Source organism: Pseudomaricurvus alkylphenolicus (assembly GCF_011683955.1).
Lineage (GTDB): Bacteria > Pseudomonadota > Gammaproteobacteria > Pseudomonadales > Cellvibrionaceae > Pseudomaricurvus > Pseudomaricurvus alkylphenolicus.
On record NZ_JAAQPI010000008.1, the window covers coordinates 344,133 to 365,976 of the forward strand.

A 21,844-nucleotide genomic window follows, 5' to 3' on the forward strand; every position below is an offset into this window, starting at 1 on the left:
ATTTTAGTTTGTGATCTGCATCTCGTTGCGGCCGCAGTGCGGGCAGCTGGAAGCGGTTGCGGCCGCTACTAACCCGCCCGGTTTGGTGGTATTATCCGCGGTCAATTTTCAAACACATCGATGTAAATCCAGAAGGTTACCAATGACTGCGAAAACCGCTTTTATCACTGGCATTACTGGCCAGGACGGCGCTTACCTGGCCAAGAATCTATTGGAGAAGGGGTATAAGGTGGTTGGCGCCATGCCCCGCCGCAGTTCTTCCGGGGTTAACCTCTGGCGTTTGGATTGGCTGGGTATCAGTGGTCAGGTGGTCGAGGAAGATTGTGATCTGCTGGATGTGGCCAGCTTGATTCGCGTACTGACCAAGCACCAACCGGATGAAATCTACAATCTCGGGGCTCAGTCCTTTGTAGGTACTTCCTGGTCCCAGCCGTTGTTGACCGGGCAGGTGACCGGTATGGGCGCCGCCAACCTGTTGGAAGCCATGCGCCTGGTCCGACCTGAGGCTCGTTTCTACCAGGCCTCGACTTCAGAGATGTATGGGCTGATCCAGGAGCCCATGCAGTCCGAGAGTACACCGTTTTACCCTCGCTCCCCCTATGCGGCAGCCAAGCTTTATGCCCACTGGATGACGGTCAATTACCGTGAGAGTTTCGAGCTGTTTGCCTGCAGTGGCATTCTCTTTAATCACGAGTCCCCCCTTCGCGGTCTGGAGTTTGTGACTCGCAAGGTGACGGACGCCGTTGCCCAAATCAAACTGGGGCTTAGCAAAGAGCTCAGATTGGGTAACATAGATGCCAAACGGGACTGGGGGCATGCCCGTGATTATGTTGAGGCCATGTGGCGCATGCTGCAGCAGGAAACCGCAGACGATTATGTTGTCGCCACAGGTCGTACCACTACCGTGCGTGAAATGTGTGATATTGCCTTTAATCATGTTGGGCTGAATATGGACGACTACGTGATCATTGATCCCGAGTTTTTCCGCCCCGCTGAGGTGGATGTGCTGCTGGGTGATCCATCCAAAGCCAAGAAACAGTTGGACTGGCACGCGCAAACCAGCCTGGAGGACATGATCGTAGAGATGGTGGACGCCGATATCGTCCGTCACCAGGCCGCCAAATAACCAAGTGCCTGCAAGGAAGGCTTAAACATGTATAAGGGCATATTGGTCACGGGTGCTTTTGGATTTGTGGGCTCCACACTGGTGCCCGCATTAAGGCAAGCATTTCCGCATGCCAGAGTGACGGCACTGGGGCATGAGCAGGAGTCGCCGGCGGCTTGTGATTCTGTGGTATGCGACATAACCGATGGCGACGCGGTCAGGCGATTAATTCAGAGTGTTGAGCCCGATTGTGTGATTAATCTGGCGGCGATTTCTCATATCCCCACCTCCTTTGATCAACCGCAACTGACCTGGCGGGTTAACTTGAATGGCACTCTCAATCTGCTGCAGACGCTGACTGAGTTAAATCTTCCAGTGACATTCTTGCAGGTGGGTTCCGCCGACAGCTACGGGCGCAGTTTTGTGGGTGGAGAACCCTTGGATGAAATGGCGCCTTTTCAGCCTTTGAACCCTTACGCGGCCAGTAAGGCCGCTGCCGATATTGCCGCCTTCTCTTACGTGGGGCGGGGCAAACTGAAGGTGATCCGGGCGCGACCTTTTAATCACACCGCTGCAGGCCAAAGTAATCAGTTTGTTGTCTCCGCTTTTGCGGAACAGATTGCGCGGATTGAGGCCGGTCTGCAGGAGCCCGTTGTCCAGGTGGGTAACCTGGATGCCAAACGCTGTTTCCTGCATCTGGATGATGTCGTGCAGGCCTATGTGGCACTGTTACGCCATGCCGAGAAGATTGAGTCAGGAGATGCTTTTAATATTGTCGCCTCTGAACCCGTCACCATTGCATTTGTATTGGAATCCTTGATCAGGCTCAGTTCGAAGTCGATTCAAGTACAGCAGGATCCCGATCGAATGCGTCCTACGGATATTCCCGTGGCGATGGGAACGGCTCAGCACCTTCAAGCGGTTACCGGATGGCGTGCCGAGCACGATCTGAACGATATCCTGGTCGATGTATTGTCCGCCTGGCGCAAACATTATTCCGTTTAGAACTGATGTCTGAACATTCTGAGTCTTCTATCCGGGTCAAAAAATAGGACCGATTCTTGAGAAATGTCGCCGTACTCTTGACCTTTACCCGTCAGGACCTGATTGATCGCTACTCCGGCTCCGTGCTGGGGGGAGCCTGGTCGCTGTTGATGCCGCTGGTCAATATTCTGATTTTCACGCTGGTGTTTTCCGAGATCATGGGCGCCCGTTTAAGCATGGCGGGTATGCAGCAAAGCGAGTACAACTACAGCCTTTATTTGGTATCGGCGATGCTGGCCTGGAACTGTTTTTCCGCCACGGTGACTCGCACTACCACCATCTTTCAGGATAAAGCCGGCATTATCGCCAAGGTCAGTATCAGCTTGCGTACATTGCCGCTCTATCTGCTGCTGTCGGAAAGCACTATTTACGTTATTTCCATGGTGTTCTTTCTGGGGTTTATTGTGCTGATTGATTTCCCGCTCAGCTGGAGTTTGCTGGCTCTGCCGGTGGTGTTTGTCATACAGCAGGTGATTGCCTATGGGTTGGGCCTGATCTTTGCCACCTTTTCGGTTTTTCTGCGCGACATCCGCGAGCTGGTGGATATTGTCTTCAAGGTCTGGTTTTGGTTGACCCCCATCGTCTACGTCGCCGATATTATTCCCGACCATTGGGCCGGTGTGCTGGCCTATAACCCGGTCACACCTTTCGTGGATGCCTATCGTGACATGGTATTGCTGCATCAGCTGCCCAGTCTGCAATTTCTTGTCGTCACGACAACGGTCGCCGGTGTTACATTGGCGCTGGCTCTGTTCATTACCCAACGTTTGCAGCAGGATATCCGGGACTTTATCTGATCATGATCCAGGTCGAGCAACTGACAAAGAGCTTTAAGCTCTACCCACAGCCCTCGGATCGTATTAAAGAGCTGTTTCTGCGACGTCCGTTTCACACGCGGCATCGCGTACTCAACGACATCAGTTTTACCGTCGCCGATGGCGAAGCGCTGGGTATTCTGGGTCGTAATGGCGCGGGAAAATCCACCTTGCTGAAGTTGCTTACCGGTGTGCTGGTGCCCGATAGTGGTCAGGTCGCCTTAAGCGGTAAAGTCACCGCATTGTTGGAGCTGGGAACCGGGTTCGATATGAACCAGACCGGTCTGCAAAACATTGTCATCAACGGCCTGCTGATTGGCATGACGCCTGCCGAAATCGAAGCGGTTCGTGATCAGGTCATCGAGTTTTCAGAACTCGGCAGTTATATCCATGAACCGCTACGGACGTATTCTTCTGGAATGGTTATGCGCCTGGCTTTCGCTATTGCGATCCACGCTAATCCTGACGTCTTTATCATCGATGAGGCGCTCTCTGTCGGTGACGGTCATTTTCAGCAAAAATGCATGCGTCGCATTCGCCAGTTTCGGGCTGGCGGTGGCTCAATTCTGTTCGTGTCCCACGACTTGAATGCGGTCAAGATGTTATGTGATCGAGCTATTGTTCTCGACCAGGGCAATCTGGTGGTGGATGACGAGCCAGAGGTGGCGGTCAATGCCTACAACCAGATTCTCGGTGCAGGCGATGATCTCGACGATACCAGTGAAACCCGTGATAAGGGCTATGGCAGCTTCGAGGCAAAAATTGAAGCAGTCGAGCTGATCGGACAAGACTCCCGTGCTGACATTGTGACCAGTGGCGAAACGGCAACATTGTCTGTCCATATGCAAGGACACCAAGATGTTGGCGAAATGACTCTGGGCATAATGATCCGTGATCGCTTTGGTCAAGACATCTTCGGTACCAATACCCATCATATGGGGCAGTCTCTCGCCATCGAACAGGGCGAGAACAAGCGATTTGACTTTCACTTTCCGATGCATCTTGCTCCTGGTAAATATACCGTCACTGTGGCGGCCCACGAGGGGATGGACCATACCCGTCACTGCTATCACTGGTGGGACAATGCCGTCAGCTTCGAGGTGGCGGGGATTCGCGGTGCGCCCTTTGGCGGGGTGTGCAACCTTCAGCCGACTTTCACCGAAACCTGCGCCCAGGACTAACCACAAGGTAAGACGCTATGTTGCGCCCGAATAATCCGGAAATTGATTTTGAGCTGCTAAATAGGCGCATTCAGGAATCCCTGGATGCCTATATTGATGAAGGCAGTGCGGCCAACGCCTTTGATCCCGATGGGGCTATGGCTGATTCAGAAGACGAACAAACTGTTCCTGTGCAGGCGTGCGAAGAGCATGCACCTGTCGATCCCGCCACCAAACCGCCGGTGCTGGCGTATGATGATTGTGAGTTTGTACGGGAGGCATACAAGCAACTGCTAGGGCGCGAACCTGACCCCGAGGGTCTGGAACACTATGCAGCGCTGCTGCGCGAGGGGGGCGAAAAAACTCAGCTATTGGAGCGGCTGTGGCATTCCGAGGAGGCTCGTCTGTTTCGCGAAAACTCGCCTCATCAGGCCAATCTTGGGACTGATCTGAATAAATATCGTTCCAAACAAAAGTTATTTCAATTGCCGCTGGTCGGACCCATCTTACGCGTTTTGAATGGCTCTCTGACGCTGCACAAATACAAACTGTTCCTGAATGCACGCCTGAATCACAGTTTCCGTTTACATCAGGAACAGCGTCAAGAGCTTAATCAACGCTTTAACGATCTGCAGCAACATGTGCACCAGCAACAGTCACATCTCGAACATCTTCAGGCGCATTTGCACGATACCCAACAAAAGCTGATTCGCCTGGAACGAAAACACCAAACGCTGCTGGGACGACTGAAAACGGATCAATCCGACTTACTGCAACGCGAGAAAATTCGTGACGAAGCCGTGCAGCAACTGAGACTGCGTCTGACGGCGTTGGAAAGTCGACCTGTTGCAGCGAGTGCCGCTACTGTCGATGATGCCGGCACCTCGGCACCCGTCGCGGCGACAGCTACGGATTCCTCTTCCATCAACGAAGCTTTCTACGCAGCGTTTGAAGAGCACTTTCGCGGTGACCGTAAGACGATTTTGGAGCGCATGCAGTACTACCTGCCGTTGCTTGAACGTTGTGAACCGCTGAAAAGTGGCGGCAAGCTGGTGGATATTGGCTGCGGTCGGGGCGATTGGCTCGATCTGCTGGCATCACAGGGTTATCCGTTACTGGGTATCGACTTTAATCACCACAATGTTGAAGCCTGCGTGGAAAGAGGCCACGAAGCCATTGCCACCGATGGTATTGAATGGCTAAGGCAGCAACCGGATAACAGCATTGCAGCCATCAGCTGTTTTCACGTTATTGAACACCTTCCCTTTGAAGTACTCAGCAGATTGCTGGATGAGAGCCTGAGAGTCCTTAGGCCTGGCGGATTGTTCTTCGCTGAAACACCTAATCCAGAGAATTTGGTGACGGGCATTACGCATTTTTATACCGACCCCACTCACCTGCATCCACTGCCGCCGGCGTTCAGCGAATTTCTGCTGCAATACAAAGGCTTTGGCGATGTTGAGTTGCATCGACTCAATCCGATACCAGAAGAGTTTGCGTTGATAGAACATGGCGAAGTGGATCGTCGGTGTAACCAATATTTTTATGGGCCGCAAGACTATGCGGTTGTCGGCATAAAACCATGAGTATCAGTATTCATCAGTTTGCCCCGGCAACGGCCATGGGCGACGGGGTTACCGGCGGTCTGTTTTATACCAGGGAAATGCTCCGAAAATTGGGGTATCGCTCGGAAATCTATGCCGGCACCGTGCCTCCGGGATTGTCCGACGAAATCCATCTATCGCCTTACCTTGACGTCACAGATTGCCAGTTGCTGCTGGTGCACCATTCCATGGGGCACGAGTTTGAACAGTGGTTATATGACCTGGACTGCCCCAAGGTCCTGATGTATCACAATATTACACCAGAGCATTATTTTCTGGAGGACTCTCCAGAGCACTTTTTTGCCAGCATTGGCCGGGAACAACTGCGAGCCTGGCCTCATCGCTTTGTCGGTGCCGTTGGTATGTCTCCGTACAACAGTCGTGAGCTGAAGCAGGCCGGTTTCTCTCCGGTTGCCACCTTGCCTTTATTGGTAGATCCCCGCCGTTTTGATGGTGCCAGCGTGGCACCGGTGGATTCGGAGCGACGTGGAGAGGGGTTGCTGCTGTTATCAATTGGGCGTCTGGTCGAGAACAAACGCCAGCATTTACTCGTCGATGCGCTCTGGCATCTCCGTCAGATGAATCCGGAGCTGAATGCGACCTTGTGCCTGGTGGGCGAAAGCAGCAGTGCCCGATACGATGCCGCGCTGCGGGCTCACGTCCAACGCCTGGGGTTGGAGCCGCATGTCTGGTTTACCGGCAAGTGTTCTGATGCGCAACTGCGTTGGCTGTTCGAACAGGCCGATACGCTTTGGTGCGCCAGCGAGCATGAGGGTTTCTGCATGCCATTGGTGGAGGCGGGTTTTTACGGTGTGCCGGTAGTGGCGTTCGATAGCTCCAATATTGCGGATACCTTGGGAGCATCCGGACTATTGCTGGACGATGCAAACCCTTCACAAATGGCGGCTGCAACGGCGATGCTGAATCAGGATTTGGATCTTCACCAGCAGTTGGTTCGTTCCGGGACTGATAATCTGCAGCGTTTCTTACCGCTTACGCTGCAACCCCAATTGCAGAATTTTCTATTGTCGTTGGGGCTCTGGGTGCATGAGGACGCAGCGTCTTGAGCACGCTACCGGCCATTCATCAGTTTTCACTCTCCTGCAGCCCGGGTGACGGTATTACCAATGGGATGTTTCTGATACAGCGGCTGCTGCAAGCGGCAGGTATCGAATCGGAGATTTACTGCGAGGAAATCCATCCGTCGTTGGCCGATCGAGTGTGGCATCGATTGGATTATCAGGGTGCGGCACAACAGGTACTGCTGATTCATCATGGCATAGGGAACGGTTTTGAAGCCTGGCTTCGGGCACTGCCGGATCGTTGCTTTATGGTATTCCATAATATTACGCCCGCTCGTTTCTTTGCCGAAGATGATCCCATTCAGCCCATGTTGGAACAAGGCTGGCAGCAATTGGATAGTTGGGCGGATTGGCTCGAAGGGGCGATCGCGGACTCGCGTACAAATCGTGAGATTCTCGAAGCGCATGGATACGATCCGCTGCACTGCAAGGATATTCCTTTACTGGTGGACTTGCAGCAGTTTCAAACAACGGTTGCGGCGGATAGTTTTCGTCCCTTGGAAGATGAGTGCGCGCTGCTGTTTGTCGGACGTTTGATGAAGCACAAGAATCAACACGGTTTGATTGAAACATTGCATCACTTGCGACAAATGTCAGGATTGAACGCGCGCCTCACCCTGGTGGGCAGTACCGATGACAGCGCCTATGTGGAAAAACTGGATCGGCAAATTGATCGTCTGGGTTTACACAACCATGTCAGAATTACCGGAAAAGTTCCTGCCGGCGAGCTAAACGCCGAATTTCAAAAAGCCGACCTCTACGTGAGCCTGAGCCATCACGAAGGTTTTGGTATGCCATTGGTGGAGTCCATGGCTCAGCGCTTACCAGTGCTCGCCTACAGCGCCCCCGACAGCAACGTGCACCATACCATTGGTGCAGCCGGTATGGTGCTGGACAAGGACGACCCCAAACTCTGCGCGGCCACCATCGAAGCGCTGATGCAATCTCCACGATTGCGAGCGGCGATAACGAAAGCCGGCTCTGAGCGTCTGCAGGCGTTTGAGCCGGTGAGGCTCTATGAAGAGCTGGCGGAGTTTCTGCAACGGTTTAACATTCAGCTGCCGGCAACGCCCTCAAGTCTGGCATTAGACGCGCCTGCGGGCCAGTTGCAATACCTTATCGAAGGCCCATTTGACAGCAGTTATAGCCTCGCCATCGTTAACCGTGAATTGGCCCGTGCCCTGAATCGCAGGCATCCCGGGAAAGTGGCGTTGCGCAGCTCCGAGGGGCACGGAGATTTTGAACCTGACGCTGATTTTCTGCAGCACAACCCCGATTGCGCAGCCATGTTCCGGTTGGCGAGAGTGGGGCAGTCCCGGCAGAACGCCAAAACCCATCTGCGTTTACTGTATCCGCCGCGGGCACAAGGCCTCAAGGGCGACGTCAATGGTATGGGTGCCTACGGCTGGGAAGAATCGGTGCTTCCGTGGGATGTGGTCAATGGCTTTAACCGCCATCTGCAATTTGTTTCCACCATGTCTCACTATGTCAGCCGCACGCTGATTGACAATGGGGTGACGACACCGATTCATACGATAGGCATCGGCGCCGATCATATACTGGCCACTGAGCCATGTGATGCCCAATTGCCGGAACTTGGGCAGGGCTTATGTTTCTTGCATATCTCATCCTGCTTTCCCCGCAAAGGTGTTGACTGTCTGTTGGGGAGCTACGGTCGGGCGTTCAACGATGCCGATGATGTGACTCTGATCATCAAGACCTTCCCCAATCCTCATCATCGTATAGAAGAGCAGTTGCAAACCTGGCGGCAGAGTGTGTTTCAAAAAAGGGGCCAGCAGGCACCACGGGTTATTCTGATCAATCAGGATCTCGATGACGCCGCCATTCGTGCGCTGTATCAGCGGGCCAATGTGTTGGTCGCACCGAGCCGTGGTGAAGGCTTTGGGCTGCCAATGGCGGAAGCCATGTTGCACGATCTCCCGGTGATTACCACGGCCTATGGTGGTCAGGCGGATTTCTGCAAGGACGATACGGCCTGGCTGATTGACTATCAGTTTGCTCGTGCAAATACCCATATGGATCAGAGTGCATCGGTTTGGGTCAATCCGGACGTTGAGCACTTGGCGCAGTTGCTTGGGGAGTTTTATCGGCAACACCAGTCCGGAAAGCTTCGCGAATTTACAGCTGCAAGAGTCCAAAAGGCGCGGGCCTTGATTGAACGCGAGTATACCTGGGACGCCGTTGCCGAACGCCTGGATCTTACTATGCAGCAAGCGCCTGCACCGCTGTTGGATGCGGAGCTTGCTTTTGGCTCTCTCACTACCTGGAACAGTAAATGTGGTATTGCCACCTACAGTAAGTTGCTGTTGCAGCCTGCGCTGTCGAATACCTGGATTTTTGCAAACCGTGATGCGGAATTGACCGAAACAGATGGTGAACGGGTGTTGCGCTGTTGGGAGTCGGGTTCTGACGACGATCTGACCCAGGTGGCCAACGCGGTGCAAGAAGCCGGCGTAAGGCAGTTGTTGATTCAGTTTAACTTCTCGTTCTTCCGACTGAGTCATTTGCGGCAGCTACTGCGCACGCTGTATCAAGGTGGCGTGCAGGTGTTACTGACTTTTCATTCCACCGCGGATGTGATCGAGGGCGAGGTTACCAAGTCGTTACGCGACATTCTGCCAGAATTAAAGCAGGCGACTCGATTGTTGGTTCACGGCACCGACGATCTCAATCGTCTGAAAAGCTATGGGCTGGTGGATAACGTTACGTTGTTTCCTCACGGCGTGGCGCTGCCTTCAAAAAAACCACCTGCGCCACCTCAGTCTATTCGTGAGCATTTCAATCGTGTTCACCAAAGCGGGCGCAAGAGAGTTATCGCCAGCTATGGCTTCCTGTTACCCCACAAGGGTGTTCGGCAGTTGATCGAAGCCTTTGCTGAACTGAGCTGCACTCGGGATGATTTGCATCTCTTGTTGATGAACGCCTGTTACCCGGTGGACGCCTCTGAAAAAGAAGCTGCGGAGTGTCGGGCTCTAATTTCCCGCCTGGGTTTGGAGTCAGAAGTCACTATGGTGACGGATTTTCTTCCAGACCATGAATCCCTGGCGTGGCTCACTGAAGCCGATGTCATTGTGTTTCCTTATCAGCACACCCAGGAGTCTTCCAGTGCGGCGGTTCGGTGGGGGTTGGGTGCCGGTAAACCGGTGATGTGTACACCCCTGCCGATTTTCGAAGATGTGGCTGAGGCTGTTCGCTTTCTGCCAGGGACTGAGTCTGCGGAATTAATGGCCGGATTAGACCAGTGGCTGCAGGAGAGGTTCAATGACAAGGAGCAACTGCAGCGTCAACAAGTGTGGTTGCAGCAGCATGATTGGCAGCGGCTTTCAAAGCGTCTCAAGTCAATGCTGACGGCTTTATACCTATATTCCGCTGAGGGCTCGTTGCCCCGCTGAGGGCTTGTTGTCCCGCTGAGGGCTCCTCACTGATCTGGCGCCGAATGGCTACCAGCTGCGGCGAAGTCGCCCTCAAATAGTGCTTTCTGTCCGCAATCCGAGCAATCTGGTGGATTTGTCAGCACTCATTGGTCATCTTTTTAGGTTGTGATTCATAGGATTGTTTGTTAGTCTAGGAAATCTGGGGTTTTATCAGGACCGATTGCATGGATTGCGGTAGCCTAGGTAGAGCTTGCTCAGTCTCTGAGTCTGCTCTTTTTTAGGTCCTGACCACAGATTTGCGCCTGGCGCGAGAAGCAAATTCAGACCGCTCCCTATGGAGCGGTTTTTTTTTGGTACAGGATTCACAGCACCTTCAAACACGAGAGCGCCATCCCGTGAATCCAAGGGTTTGGTGGTCAGACCGTTTTTGCTGGAGTGACCACGCGAAGGGGTTGGGGTTTGACCGGCTGGTACACGAGGTCGTTGATGTGGCCGCTACCTGAGTAGGCTGTCGGGGTTTTCTTCAGAATGGCCTGTACCGCCTGGCAGTCCCACTCATGGCAGGCAAGGCTCAGGGCATCAATCAATTCAGTGACCTGCTCCTGGCCAATGGAAGGGTCCAAGGCCTCGGTGATGCGGGGATGCTTGGTGCCGACCACATTGTTATCGATCAGCAGTTCCTCATACAGTTTTTCACCTGGCCGCAATCCTGTGTAGGCAATCTCAATATCGCCTTCCGGAAGTTCTGCCGTGCGCACGGTATAGCCACTCAGCTGGATCATCTCTCGGGCCATATCAGTAATCTTTACGGGTTCACCCATTTCCAGTACATAGGTCTCGCCCCCTTGAGCCAGGGCGCCGGCCTGAATAACCAGTTGAGCTGCTTCAGGAATCGTCATGAAGTAGCGAGTGATTTCCGGATGGGTTACGGTCACGGGGCCGCCCTGGGCGATTTGTTCACGAAAGCGCGGTACTACGGAGCCGGAAGAGCCCAAAACGTTGCCAAATCGGACCATGCAAAATCGCGTGGTGCGGCTGTTGTCCGCTACAGATTTTAATACCAGCTCTGCCAAGCGCTTGGAGGCGCCCATAATATTGGTTGAGCGCACAGCCTTGTCGGTGGAGATCAATACAAAGGTTTCTACGGATGTGATCTGGGCGGCTCTGGCGCAATGAAGGGTGCCGAATACATTGTTGCGCACACCTTCAATCATATTGTGTTCGATCAATGGTACGTGCTTATAGGCGGCGGCGTGATAAACCGTCTGCACGTTGAATCGCTTCATGGCGCTGACCAATCGGCCTTGGTCCTGGACCGAGCCCAATAGGGCGATCAGGCGCAAATCGAGCTGTTCGTTCTGAACGTGAGCCTGAAGCTCATTTTCTATTTGATAGAGGTTGTGTTCATTGAGTTCAAACAGGATCAGTGCCCGGGGTTGGAATTGGATAATCTGCCGACACAGCTCAGATCCGATGGAGCCCCCGGCACCCGTCACCATCACCACCTTGTCGCGAATGTTGGCCTGCATCAGTTCGCCATCGGGTTGTACCGGGTCTCGCCCCAGAATGTCCTCAATCTGAATGTCCCGTACCTCTTCAATGTTGGCTTGGCCTCGAGTGAGGGCCTCAAGAGGTGGGATGGTCTGGATCTGAACCGGATACTTCTCCAGCTGCCTGACGATGTGAAGGCGGTTGGCCCGTTCCACCTTGCCCAGTGCAAGAAAGATATTGCTGGCCTGATGGCTGACAATAAGTTCTTCAAGGTCGCTGCTGGCGTAGACTTGGAGTCCTCGAATCTGGCTCCCCTGCAGGCGACGATCATCATCAATAAAAGCAATGGGCTGGTAATCTTTGCTCTGGCGCAAAGAGTCGGCCAGCAGGCGCCCGGCACTGCCGGCGCCATAAATAATGACTTTGGTGTCGCCGAGAGGGAACAGCAGCTGAACCACATTTCGCACCATGATACGTGGCAAGCCAATAAAAAACATGGCCGTCAGCAGGTAGATCAAGGGGACGGAGGTCGGCATGGAAGAACCCAACAGTTGGGCACTCGTGGCCAGAGTCGCTGTGCTGATCAGCAGACCGATAAACACACTGAACGCGGCATCGTGAGCCATATATCGCAGGATTGCGCGGTACAGGCCCAGGCGGATAAACGCGCCAATCGACACGCTGATGGTCAACAGGAGGCAGGTCAGGTCTGTTTGTGTGGGGCTGATCCAGGGTTCGCCAATGCGAAGTGCCCAGGCCAGATAGGCGGCCAGGCAAAGGCCAATAACATCATAGGCAACAGAAACCAGCCGTTTGGTTGGGCGTGCAGCTTCGAGCAGGGGTTGCAGCAGATTGTGCTTTAAGATCATTGGGCGTCCATGTTGGTGAGCGTCGTTAGCTTCTCTTCCGGCTGAGGGCAGTAGCAATATTCTTTAATACAAGCTGCGTGCTCAATGGCCTGGGTGGTTTCGGGTCCGACAGCGGTTGTAGCGCCTTGTTCCCTGGGGGCTCGACGACTGAATATCCCTATTTCGTTGGGTGCAAATTCTAACGCGCCGGCCGGCATGAGGAAAGGGTTTCAGGCCCTTGAGATTGTTTCAAAATGTACGGTTGGGTAACCAGAGGAGCCTGTCGAACTGCCCACAGGACGTCTTTGCTATGCCTGCGGGCGTTCTGGCAACAGTACGGTTATGCTTCTTCGGCATCATCGACAGGACACGAGCTGCACTGACAGCTGAACACGTTATCCTCACTGACATCGATGACATTGGTGAAGACCATGGATTGCGCTTCGCAAGCCTCTCGGCAAGCGCCTTTCGCGCTATTGGGGTTGTGCCAGTCGCCTTCTATTTCGACGTCAGTCTGGTCTTCTTCGGTTATTTCACGGTCTGACTCGTGTTTGGCCAGATGCCGCTCACCAGCCCGCTCACCCACTACGATGGTCTCGAACAGGTCTTCTTCAGCGTCATAGTGGCAGATGGCAACCTTGCCCCCGGGGCGCCCTTTGGCTTTGTCATTGCCGCCTGCATTATTGTCGTCGCTATTGCCACCCGCATTGCTACCAGCGGCATCGCCCTTGGAATTCTCGCTTGCATTGGTCTGGGCGTTTTCGTTGGCATTTGCATTAGGTCCTGCCAGTGATGTGGTGCTCCACAGGCAAGCCGCAACGAATAGGGCAATCAATCTGTAGCTGATTCTCATGATTTTTCTCCTAAAGTCCGTCTTTGAGGCGCGGTATGGCTTAACAATCAGTTTGCACATTTTGGCACTAATTTCCACCTCGGGTGTAAGACTTGTTGGTTGTAGTGTGACGAGAGGTTATTCATGTGCTGCATATAGATGCTCTGCTTTGCCGGGGTATCAAAGTGAAGCAGTCTATAGGCTCTTGCAATAGTGAGGCATGTTTGGTCTGTATTCCGTTGCCTGAGTCACATCTACAGGTTTATGGCGTGATATTCATCTTGCCGCCTATTACTTCCATAGGAGGCTGGATGCGGTAAACTGCGCTCTGCGGGGATAGAACCTGCTGAAACACCCAATGGACAATCAATCAGGGAAGGCCTATGCGTATCAGCATCAAGAAACTATTCCCAGCACTACTATTTGCCTCCTGTTCAGCCTTCGGAGACCTATACATCGGCGGTGGGTACACCTATAGCTCTGTCGACTTGGATGGTATGGAGGTCTTTGAGTACCCAAATGCTGGCTCTCCCACCCTCAGGACAGATCTCACCCAAGGTCCGCCGCTGATAGGTGCCGGGCTCGGCCCCTCAACTGGCTTAGGGTTCACGAATTTCGCACCTTTCGATCCATTCGTTGAACTGGCAGAGGATAGGTTCGACGGGTGGAGCGTGCTCCTGGGATATCGTATCGACGGGCCGTGGTCTGTCGAGTTGAATTACTTCGATGGCGGAACTGAAAGTACAGCGCGATATCTCGCGGGCACCAATATGTCAGCAGAGACCTCACTCGAAACTTTGAGTCTTGACGTATTGTGGAGCTATCAGTTGGCTTGCCTGTCGTCAGTTTCCCTAATTGGAGCTGCCGGTGTGGTGTCACAAAGAGTGAAGACCAAATTTCAGTATGGAGCTGTGCAGTGTCCAGGGGGTGACCCATCTGCCTGCTTTCTGTCGGCTTTAAGTGCTTCTAATACTGAGACCGACACCCGGTTACAGCTAGGTCTTGGTGCCACCTACCAGCTCACCGAAAAGCTGTCCGCACGAGCCATGGTCAAGGCGGTGCCCGGTGGATTTGATTTCAGCGACGGCACTCCGTACTCGCTTGGTGTTAGCTTGATTTACGAGATTTAATCAGGGCGGTGGTCGAGAGCTTTGGGCGTAGAGGGCTTCCACCCATTACCCCAAAATAACAAAAAATGCTCTCGCGCTACTTCCATTTGTTCTCCTTGCCTCCATTCCCCGATAGCGCCTCAATGGCTTCGGCCAGTGCCACCGAGCCTCTTTAGGTGGTTCTACGTGGGTACAGCACTGCAGCTCGTTGGGCAGCAATCTGTGGGTCAGTGGTTTTCAGGGAGACTCTAACAGTCTGTCCGAGAATTTTGCGTTTGAAGTGATAGTGTCCGGCACGGATGGCCAGATATTGAGGGTATTTTTGTGTCCGCATGAAAGTGGTCCAGAAGTGGTCCAACGAACACCGTTTGCCAACGTACAAACGAAAAAAGCCCCGTAGATGGTAGTCTACAGGGCTTTCTCTTATATGGCTCCGCCTGCTGGGCTCGAACCAGCGACCCAATGATTAACGAAGCAGATGCCCTGTAGCCCCCGCCAGCTCTGGCTTTCCGCGTTTCTGGGGGTGTGCTTGCTTGCCCGGTAGAGTATCACCAGAGTAGGGGCTTTGTCTCCCCCGACGGATGGTCTACAGGCTAAATGCCTCCATTTGAACGCCAACTGTATGACCCGGATTGAAGGATGTGAGGTGGTCGGATTGAGCCCACAAAAGGGGACTTTAGGGCACATATAGAAGAAGGAAGAGGGCGGGCAGAGCACCCGCTGAGGCAAGATGTGGCTATTATTTGTGCAAGTGGTCTGCCAGATGCGTCACCTCGCGCTCTTTATCTCCTCGGTTCTTTTCTGCAAGTCGGGCCACTCGAATCTCTGCGGCAGTGAGTATCTTGCTTTCAACTTTATTCATGCGGTTACTTAGGAGGTCTAGCCTATCGGTGAGACTGACCATCTGATGCGTTAAATCCTTAGTTCTTGGTTGTACCATCGTCATTAAGCGTTCTGAATTCTCGATGCGCTCTCTCAGTTGGTACAGCTCTTGTTTCATCTCTAGGAAGCTATCGATAGCGGCGGCTTTCCTGAGTTTATCGGTGTCGTTCAGGCTTTTCAGTTCAGCTGCATGTGACTCGCTGACCTCCTTTAGTCGCGCTTCAGCTGCATCAGCACGGTTCTTCTGTGCCTCAATATGCGGGCGTACCTTATCCATGAATTCCTGCATATCGATGGCCTGAGCTTCAGCTTGTTTATCGGTCTGATGAAACCAATAGGCTATCGCAATAATGGCGGTGGAGTTGGCGAAGAGCCAAAGCGTGAGGGTATCGGTAAAGTCGAGCATCTGGGGTCCTCCCTGTCGGTGTTCGTCGGTACATCCTGTAGCCGCGCAATGATGAGACTTGTTCGGCTTGCATTCTGTGACCTGCGTCACATCCAAAGGTTCTTGACGCGATAGTCATTCTGGCACCGATTACTTCCATAGGAGGCTGGATGCGGTAAACTGTGCTCAGCGGGGATAGGACCTGCTGAAACACCCACTGGACAATCAATCAAGGAAGACATATGCGTACCAGCATCAAGCAGCTGCTCCCGGCACTACTACTTACCTCCTGCTCGGCCTTTGGAGACCTCTATATCGGCGGAGGGTACACCCTTAGCTCACTCGACTTGGATGGTTCCGAGCTGTTTGGAGAGCCGGGCATTGGATTCAGTCCAGCTACCGGAGAGCTTACGGGTCCGCATTTTACCGCCCACGCCATTTTTCCTCCGCCGCTGGCAGTTGCCGCATTCGAACCAGCACTACTATCAGTGCCCGACCTCTCCGAATTCGATGAAGACAATTACAACGGATGGAATGTTCTCCTTGGATACCGCTTTGATGGACCATGGGCTGTTGAGCTGAATTACTTTGATAGTGACACGGAAAGCAGTAGCGTAAGCCATGGGCTCGCCACCGTAGAGGCTTCCGTCGAAACCTTGAGTCTGGACCTGCTGTGGAACCATCAGTTGACTAACTGGCCTGCGGTGTCGCTGATTGGAGTTGCAGGCTTGGTCTCTCAGCGAATTGAGGCTTCCTATCGGATTCCTATCTCACTTGATGGACCTATCGTTTCCCCGGTACCGATACCGAGAGAGATTACCGATTCCAATACTGAGACCGACACCCGGTTACAGCTAGGACTCGGCGCTGCCTACCAGTTCACCGAAAAACTGTCCGCACGAGCCATGGTCAAGGCGGTGCCCGGCGGGTTTGAATCCAGTGATGGCACACCGTATTCGGTGGGCGTCAGCTTGATTTACGAGATTTGATGGGGTCGGGTGTTAGTGGGCTTAATTATTCGGTGAGAGTTCCCTGTTAATGTGAGACACGATGAATTAACATCGCCAGAGTCTACGGACGGTAGTTGAGGCTTGTACATAGTCGGACGCGTAAGTAAGGAGTTAATACTAGGCTGGGCTCCTAATTGTAGCGAGTGATTCCGAAGCCAGTGCTCGTATCTTATACAGTGGTTCCGTGCTGCATTGCGTATATATGGAAGTAAAAGATTTCAAAAGCACAATCTCCCAGTTTGAGCCAGAAGTGCTGACGCGCGAGTGTCTATATCGGGATTACGTTCATGCCCTCCCAGAAGCTGTACGATATGCGGAATATATAAATGCAATATCTTCGGATTACGTAAATTCAGACCACATCGCAATAATGGGCTCAGGGAACTGGGGCTATAGTCTGAATCCGGAAAAGAGCTTTCGTCCGTTCTGCGAGAAGTCAGATATTGATGTCGTGATTATCTGCCCAGAGACTTTTCACGAGGTATGGGAGGAGCTGCGGGATTATCACAGAAGCAAGTATTACATGCTCAATCGGTACCAGCGGTTAGCTTTGAAGAGGAACGGTGAAAACGTTTATTCAGGCTTTATAACTCCGAAATGGATACCCAACAAAGCGTCACCCACAAGGTTTCAGTATGACATCAATACAAACAACTATTCCAATGAGAGTGTCGGCTACCGGCAGGTGAATATGATGTTTTTCAAGAATCAAACCGAGGCTATCGACTATTATGTTCGGGGTTTTCGGCTGGCAAAAAGGGCAATCAGAGATGGATTATGATGTAAGTTTGCAGACGATATCCTGGTTTAATGGTTTGAGAAATGATGACCGCCTAGAGATTAGTCCAAAGTTCCAAAGACGCGCAGTATGGCTTGAGAAGGAGAGGGCTGCACTTATGGATACGGTGCTCAAGCACTTGCCGTTCCCTGAGGTGTATATTCAAGTAGTCACTGATGCAGATACTGGAAGGCAGACGCATGTAGTAGTAGACGGTCAACAACGGATTACATCAATCCTGAAGTTCATAGACAATGAGTATCCCCTACCCAATGACGACGATTGGAGCGGTGAGTATTTTAGGGATTTGTCGGCTGACGTAAAAGAGTCCTTCTGGGATTACAAGGTCGTTGTCCGCACCCTCCGAAAGACCAACGACGATGAAATCAGGAGCATATTTTCTAAGTTGAACACCAATAATGTAGCCTTGAATGACCAAGAGTTGCGGAATGCTCGTTATTCCGGCAGGTTCAAGCAGGCTGCAGAGAGGCTTGCTGACAATCCGTACTTTCAGAGTATAGGGCTGTTTACAGCGAGAGATGTGAGGAGGATGCTGGACATTGAGTACGTTAGCGAGCTTTTGGTGCGTCAGGTTTTTGGGATAACTGCAAAGAAAGATATGCTTGAGCCGGCCTATGTAAACTTTGATGAAGATTTTCCATCCGAGTCTGAGTATGAGGATGAGTTTAATGCAACAATAAATCTAGTGCGTTCCATCGTGGATAACAGTAATAAAATGGTCTTTAAATCCAAGGGGAATTTTCACTCTCTTTTTGGAGTTTGCCTAGAGTACTTCAGGAAGACCGGGAAAAATCAATTTAAGAAATCAGAGGTGGTTAGCGAAGAAATTACTAGGCTGGTACTAAAGGCCAAAGCAGATGATTTTGACCCGAATGAGCCGGATATTGAAAAGTATGCCGATGTGTCAACGCGGTCAACATCGGATAAATCCAGACGTGCCGAGCGTGAGCGTATTCTGGCTGGTATTGTGAGTCGTGTGGAAGGTGAATAGTAGGGTTTCTAAATGCTGCCTGAGAGTTTTCTCATGGCCTTTAGCGGTTAAGGCTCAGGCGCTAAAAATGAATCAACCCCTCCCGAAAATCTGACAAAAAATCTGTGAGACCATGCCCGAGCTGCAACCGCGCGCGTATATATAAGGGGGGGGGGTAGGGGGCTTCAACCCGTGCAGCCCCAAATGGGACTCCTACCGCCAGCCTTCCGTAAACTTTCCGCCTCTTTTTTCTTTTCTCACTGCTCTGACTGAGGGTGCCGTAAATGTCCGTCCCGGTGCTGCTTGGTGTCGACTACCGCCAGCTCACTCACTGACACCGAAGGCTTCGAAATCGCCATTTGGCCGATGGCGTAGCGATGACCGAGAGTGGCCAACAGAATTACCAAGCAGGCTAGCACACTGACAATAGCCAGTCTGGAGGAGGGCGGAGTGGTTGTCTGGTAGGGAGCTTGTGGTGGTCGCGGGGACCAGCTGTCGGTGTCTTTGCTCATATCCTTATGTCTCGTGTGGTTTATCTTCCGTGTGCACCAGATTAGACCACAGGTTGGTTGTCGGTGCCAACAATCCGAAGTCTCACAAAGTATACATTCTGGAGCGCCTGAAGGGTTGCCGTGGAATCAGGGCTTGACGTGTATCACAAAGTGTCTCACAATGTTTTTCTCAAATAGCCAAGAAGGATGTGAGACATAAAATGAGCGCCATCAAGGGACAGAAGGTAGGGTACGCCCGCGTTAGTTCTTATGGACAGAGCCTGGAGTCACAGCTGGATAAGCTGGCCGAAGAGGGTTGCGAGGAAATCTTTCAAGAAAAGCGGTCGGGCACGCGGGCAGATAACCGACCGGTGCTGCAGGAGTGCCTAAAGTATGTACGGAAGGGTGACCTTCTGGTGGTCTGCAAGCTCGACAGACTGGCTCGTAGTGTCGCAGACCTGCACAAAATATCTGAGGCACTGCAGGATAAGGGGGTAGGATTGAACATACTCGACCAGAAAATAGACACCACGACGAACACCGGTCGCTTGATGTTCAACATGCTGGGTGCCATAGCGGAGTTTGAGAATGACCTGCGGAAAGAACGACAGCTGGAGGGCATCGAGAAAGCCAAAGAGAAAGGCGTCAAGTTTGGCGTGAAGAAGACGCTGTCGGAAGAACAGGTAGAGGCGCTACGGGCGGACATCGCCTCTGGAGAGAAGTCTAAAGCGGCGCTTGCCCAGGAGTACGGCATCAGCAGAGCAACCTTATACCGCTATCTCTCGTCCTCTGAGAAGAATACCGAGACTACAAATTAACCAATCATTCAGGCCACGTACGGCCATCACCGAGAAACACAGGAAGTAAAGTAATATGACCACTGCAGTAACCGGCAACACTATCTTCAACATTGACGGAGTATCTGTAAGAGCAGCGCAAGCAATCGCCTATGCCTGCCAGCTGGAGTCAAATCGTAGGGCTCTGGCGGAGACTATCGGCGTACAGCTCAAACATGTTGACTCTCATGATGTGAGGAACTGGGACAATCTAATGGAGCTGACACCGACCGAGAAAGATGTACTGCTCTTTCAGAAGGATACACAGCTCGATCTGATGGCAACTCTAGTGCAGGGTCTGATGGACCGCATGACCGCTGAGCAGGTGGACAAGCAGGCATGCCGGGAGTATGTCGACCAGTTATTGACGGGTGACTTTGAGACCAGCCTGACGGAAGCTGAAGACATATTGAAATACGTGTAATTGGCGCTTAGAGTTCCGGCATTAAGGCACCGTGTAGCAGCCTAGATATTGCCAGAATCGGGGCTTGACGCCTCAGCTATATGTCTCCATAAGGAGCCTTCGCGGCTCCTTTTTCGTATCTGCTCGACCCTCTAATTCCCAAAACACCCCCTTATAGAGAAGCCACGCCTAATCCTCTCTCAAAATCAATAGGAACCCCTTATAGAGAAGCCCCATCTAATCCGTTCTCAATATTAATACCCGACCCTTATAGAGGCTCCCACCTCACCCCCTCAGAATTAATATCACCCCCTTTAGGAACAAGCCAGCGTGATTCGGCTGTTGTTGCAATCGCTGATAGTGGCAAGTCGGGCTGCGCTCAGTCCCCAGACCACGAATCAGTGTGAAATCACGATGTCGACCATTTCGGCGTCGTTCGCCACTTTTAGTGATTGTGTACGCTTATAGAAGAACGGTGGTTTCGACTAACTTCTTTTTCTCCAGCATTGCGATTTTCAATATCGAAACATCCTTATGAAGGACCCTATGTAGCGCATTTAGAGCACTCACCAGACCCACCTCACGACATCCAATTGGCGACCGAAATCGACAAAGGAAATGACAGCCATGACGAACACAGCAACAGATACCAGTAATACCAACAGTAACCAGCAGCCACAGATTGACACCGACGGTCTCGTGTTGGCCTTGCCGCCTTCAAACCGCGAGGTAGCGAAGAGGACCGGCAGTAGGTTCTATAAGAATGGCAACCAGTGCATAAATGGCCATACCAGCCATCGCTACACTTCAACCAAACAGTGTGCCGTCTGTGTGAAGGAGTACCAAGACCGCTATGACCAAGACCCAGAGAAGCGCAGAAGGCGGTTAGTCCAAGCTGTAGAATCACATGCTAGGTCGAGGGCTGTTGAGCTGGGACAGGTTCCGAATGACTTCGATAGTGAAGAGGTCAGGCGATACTACGCCACCGCAGCGGCATTGGCGGAACAAACCGGTGTTTCTCATCACGTCGACCATAATGTCCCTTTATGCCGAGGTGGTCTTCATCATCACGATAATCTATCGGTCATGCCCGCCGAAGCTAATGTGTTAAAAGGCAGGAAGACTCTATTCGAGTGTCAGCAAGCTGCTTTTTCCGCAATTATGTTAGACGCTCTTAAGATGCCGAAATACTTCAACGACCGCTTCGGGTGCTCCCTGGAAGAGTATATCGACCAGCCTCTATTATCGGATGAGTACTACTTTGACATTGATGGCGGCCCTGATGTCGAGACCCTCACGGACTCATGCAGTGACGGTGAAGTTGACATTTCAATGTACAGAGAGGGCGACCAAGTATGTGTCGTAGAGTACGACCTGCAGCCACCTACAAACATCAGTATTGTCGACCCAGCAGAAGCCGGTGAACGAGTTTGCTAATCGTGTTGGTTGCTACTACTTCAATAGCAATCCTCTTGATTAGAGTGCCGTACAGTAAGCCTATGAGTGCCAATGGGTCTTGTAGTCACAGACTTTCAGAATGGGTTTATTACAAAGGTAATAGCACCCGACCTGCAGTGCTGCAG

At 52.4% G+C, this 21,844-nt stretch carries 18 protein-coding genes; 14 read left to right on the top strand and 4 right to left on the bottom strand.

What is annotated here, in order from left to right; genetic code table 11:
* The first annotated feature begins 142 nt into the window (after positions 1–142).
* From HBA55_RS21000 to HBA55_RS21030, 7 genes are read left to right on the top strand one after another with little or no spacing between them, the layout of a single operon-like run.
* Positions 143–1,126, top strand: a complete 984-nt coding sequence (locus HBA55_RS21000; RefSeq protein ID WP_166995473.1) for a GDP-mannose 4,6-dehydratase — start codon at positions 143–145, stop codon at positions 1,124–1,126.
* Between the two features lie 27 nt (positions 1,127–1,153).
* Positions 1,154–2,110, top strand: a complete 957-nt coding sequence (locus HBA55_RS21005) for a GDP-mannose 4,6-dehydratase (RefSeq protein WP_166995478.1) — start codon at positions 1,154–1,156, stop codon at positions 2,108–2,110.
* A 56-nt stretch (positions 2,111–2,166) separates the two neighbouring features.
* Positions 2,167–2,946, top strand: a complete 780-nt coding sequence (locus HBA55_RS21010; RefSeq protein WP_166995480.1) for an ABC transporter permease — start codon at positions 2,167–2,169, stop codon at positions 2,944–2,946.
* 2 nt (positions 2,947–2,948) lie between these two features.
* Positions 2,949–4,145, top strand: coding sequence for an ABC transporter ATP-binding protein (locus HBA55_RS21015; RefSeq protein WP_166995482.1), 1,197 nt, complete (start codon positions 2,949–2,951; stop codon positions 4,143–4,145).
* Between the two features lie 17 nt (positions 4,146–4,162).
* A complete protein-coding gene (locus HBA55_RS21020) occupies positions 4,163–5,710 on the top strand; it encodes a methyltransferase domain-containing protein (RefSeq protein WP_166995485.1) in 1,548 nt (515 codons plus the stop codon).
* The gene (locus HBA55_RS21025; protein WP_166995487.1) at positions 5,707–6,795 is read left to right on the top strand and encodes a glycosyltransferase family 4 protein; all 1,089 of its coding nucleotides are present in this window, start codon (positions 5,707–5,709) and stop codon (positions 6,793–6,795) included. Before HBA55_RS21020 ends, HBA55_RS21025 begins: the two co-directional genes overlap by 4 nt.
* Positions 6,792–10,223 (top strand): glycosyltransferase family 4 protein, encoded by a 3,432-nt coding sequence (locus HBA55_RS21030; protein WP_166995489.1) that lies wholly within the window; start codon positions 6,792–6,794, stop codon positions 10,221–10,223. Before HBA55_RS21025 ends, HBA55_RS21030 begins: the two co-directional genes overlap by 4 nt.
* Before the next feature lie 398 nt (positions 10,224–10,621).
* Here the strand turns inward: HBA55_RS21030 and HBA55_RS21035 are convergent, their stop codons facing one another.
* Both HBA55_RS21035 and HBA55_RS21040 read right to left on the bottom strand, forming a co-directional pair.
* Entirely contained in the window at positions 10,622–12,565 is a 1,944-nt protein-coding gene (locus HBA55_RS21035; RefSeq protein WP_166995491.1) for a polysaccharide biosynthesis protein, read from the bottom strand.
* A 319-nt stretch (positions 12,566–12,884) separates the two neighbouring features.
* Positions 12,885–13,397 (bottom strand): hypothetical protein, encoded by a 513-nt coding sequence (locus tag HBA55_RS21040; protein ID WP_166995493.1) that lies wholly within the window; start codon positions 13,395–13,397, stop codon positions 12,885–12,887.
* A 362-nt stretch (positions 13,398–13,759) separates the two neighbouring features.
* Between HBA55_RS21040 and HBA55_RS21045 the strand changes: the two genes are divergently transcribed.
* Positions 13,760–14,506 carry an outer membrane beta-barrel protein gene (locus HBA55_RS21045; protein ID WP_166995495.1) on the top strand — a complete coding sequence of 249 codons (747 nt, stop codon included), beginning with the start codon at positions 13,760–13,762 and terminating at the stop codon, positions 14,504–14,506.
* 718 nt (positions 14,507–15,224) lie between these two features.
* Here HBA55_RS21045 and HBA55_RS21050 read toward each other — a convergent pair.
* Positions 15,225–15,773 carry a hypothetical protein gene (locus HBA55_RS21050; RefSeq protein WP_166995497.1) on the bottom strand — a complete coding sequence of 183 codons (549 nt, stop codon included), beginning with the start codon at positions 15,771–15,773 and terminating at the stop codon, positions 15,225–15,227.
* Positions 15,774–15,994: 221 nt separating this feature from the next.
* On the opposite strand from HBA55_RS21050, the gene HBA55_RS21055 reads away from it, so the two are divergent.
* The 3 genes from HBA55_RS21055 (at position 15,995) to HBA55_RS21065 (ending at position 18,552) form a co-directional block, all read left to right on the top strand.
* Entirely contained in the window at positions 15,995–16,741 is a 747-nt protein-coding gene (locus HBA55_RS21055) for an outer membrane beta-barrel protein (protein ID WP_166995499.1), read from the top strand.
* Positions 16,742–16,964: 223 nt separating this feature from the next.
* Positions 16,965–17,543 (top strand): hypothetical protein, encoded by a 579-nt coding sequence (locus tag HBA55_RS21060; protein ID WP_166995501.1) that lies wholly within the window; start codon positions 16,965–16,967, stop codon positions 17,541–17,543.
* Positions 17,533–18,552 (top strand): DUF262 domain-containing protein, encoded by a 1,020-nt coding sequence (locus tag HBA55_RS21065; RefSeq protein WP_166995502.1) that lies wholly within the window; start codon positions 17,533–17,535, stop codon positions 18,550–18,552. The genes HBA55_RS21060 and HBA55_RS21065 overlap by 11 nt, the downstream gene beginning before the upstream one ends.
* 236 nt (positions 18,553–18,788) lie before the next feature.
* On the opposite strand, the gene HBA55_RS21070 is transcribed toward HBA55_RS21065, so the two are convergent.
* Complete coding sequence (locus HBA55_RS21070) at positions 18,789–19,043, bottom strand: hypothetical protein (RefSeq protein ID WP_166995505.1); 255 nt, start codon at positions 19,041–19,043, stop codon at positions 18,789–18,791.
* 200 nt (positions 19,044–19,243) lie between these two features.
* On the opposite strand from HBA55_RS21070, the gene HBA55_RS21075 reads away from it, so the two are divergent.
* From HBA55_RS21075 to HBA55_RS21085, 3 genes are all read left to right on the top strand, one after another.
* Positions 19,244–19,840, top strand: coding sequence for a recombinase family protein (locus tag HBA55_RS21075; RefSeq protein ID WP_166995507.1), 597 nt, complete (start codon positions 19,244–19,246; stop codon positions 19,838–19,840).
* Between the two features lie 55 nt (positions 19,841–19,895).
* On the top strand, positions 19,896–20,282 hold the full coding sequence (locus HBA55_RS21080; protein WP_166995509.1) for a hypothetical protein: 387 nt from the start codon (positions 19,896–19,898) through the stop codon (positions 20,280–20,282).
* Between the two features lie 606 nt (positions 20,283–20,888).
* Positions 20,889–21,698 (top strand): hypothetical protein, encoded by an 810-nt coding sequence (locus HBA55_RS21085; protein WP_166995511.1) that lies wholly within the window; start codon positions 20,889–20,891, stop codon positions 21,696–21,698.
* The last annotated feature ends 146 nt before the right edge of the window (positions 21,699–21,844 follow it).